At 62.8% G+C, this 1,686-nt stretch carries 2 protein-coding genes; both read right to left on the bottom strand.

The window, feature by feature from the left end; genetic code table 11:
- Positions 1-815: MCE family protein (locus A5708_RS23605; RefSeq protein WP_155766165.1), on the bottom strand; the 815-nt coding region annotated here is incomplete at its 3' end.
- 295 nt (positions 816-1,110) lie between these two features.
- The coding region (locus A5708_RS23600; protein ID WP_196772729.1) for an MCE family protein at positions 1,111-1,686 on the bottom strand (576 nt) is incomplete at its 5' end.

The raw sequence follows: 1,686 nt of genomic DNA, 5'->3' as shown, positions 1-1,686 counted from the left end.
CAAGACTTGTTGAACAACTCCGCGCCGGTATTACCGAACCCGGCCGCCGCCAACAACGCCCGATCCAGATCCCGCTGCTGAGCATTGATCGTGCGCGCGGTGACCACCGCATTGTTCAAAAAGTCGAACAGATCCGGCGACGCGTTCGCATACGCATCCCCCAACGCCGCCAACCGCTGAATATCCTTGCGCGCCTGCGGCAGCTGCGGATTCACATCATCAAGCAACGCATTGGCATTGGTCACCGACTGACCGAACTTCTCCCCCAACCCCGTCAACGACTGCGCCGCCGCACTCAACGTCAAATTCAGCTTGACCGGATCCACCTTCTCCGCGATCGACGTAATCGTCTGAAACAACGTGTTGATCTCGGTGGTCACCGACCGGGCATCGATCACCGTGTGCGACGAAATCTTCTGCGGCGACGGATTCGCCGGCGTCGTCAACGACACATACTTACCGCCGAACACCGTCGTCGCCTTGATATCGGCATTCACATTCGACGGGATCAACGACAAATACCGCGGATACACCTCCAACGTGAACTTCGCCGCCGGCTTCCCATCACGCACCGTCTCCGCAATCGACCCCACCCGGCCGATCTCCACCCCGTTATAAGTCACCTTCGAACCCGGATCCATCACCAACCCGGCCCGCGACGCCAACATGGTCAGCTCCGTCTTGGGCGTGAAACCTCCGCGGAACTGGATGTAGACCAGGGTGAAGACCACCGCGAGCACCGCGAGCACGACGAAGGTGATGACCCTGTAGGGCGGCTCGCGAGAGTCGTTGATCTGAACGGGTGAACCCTCCATGGCGCTACGCCGCGCGCCCGAAGATCATCAGGGGCAGCCACCTAGGCGGGTGGTTGTCCAGATAACCCACGGTCGCCAACCCTGCCCCTCATCTCGGTGCCGCCACCCAGCCTGTACACACATGCAATAAGACCAATGAAATGTACCGCGACGCCGTGGCACAAACAAAGCAACAGTCAAATCGGCGGGCGCACAACATCATTTTTCGAATAACCGTTCCCGCCGGCGCGGGTTGACCGCTGATGCCGGCGACCGAATGATGTTGCCTGGCAGAGCTTTCGCGCGCTAATCGGGTTTACGGGTTGATGGTGTTGTCGCCGACCTGGCGGCCCCAGACGTACTCGATCGCATACGGCGATCCGGTGTCCAGGTGGTTGTACGGTGCGAGGCTGTTGCCGGAGTCCATCACCAACTCCGGTGCGGGCCACAGGTCACGGGTGATCGGCTGCCAGCACCCCGGTGCACCGCCCGGGCCGCCGCGCGCGTTCACCCGCGGCAGGTTCTCCGGGTAGGTGTACGGGTTCGGCGCACCGCCGACCAGACCGGCCGTGGCGCCGAGGCCCAGCGTGAGCGCGGCGACGGCGGCGAGCGACAGCGGGTTGGCGATAAGCCCCAGTCCCGACGTGACCTCGGTGTCCATGTTCAACGAGTAGCCGTTGAAGCCGCCCTCCGAGGCACCGGTGATGGGCACGATGTCGTGGTAGTTGTGCAGCGTGCAATAGATTTCCGGGCTGTAGGTGTCCAGCAGTTGCGCCGACGGGACCAGGTCGGCGGCGCCGCGCGCCAAATACGGGCCACCCTTGTTGAACAACTCCGCGCCGGTATTACCGAACCCGGCCGCCGCCAACAACGCCCGATCCAGATCCCGCTG

Source organism: Mycobacterium colombiense (assembly GCF_001672755.1).
Lineage (GTDB): Bacteria > Actinomycetota > Actinomycetes > Mycobacteriales > Mycobacteriaceae > Mycobacterium > Mycobacterium colombiense_C.
Note: the sequence above shows the minus strand (reverse complement) of the source record. Positions and strands in the feature narration are given on the sequence as shown.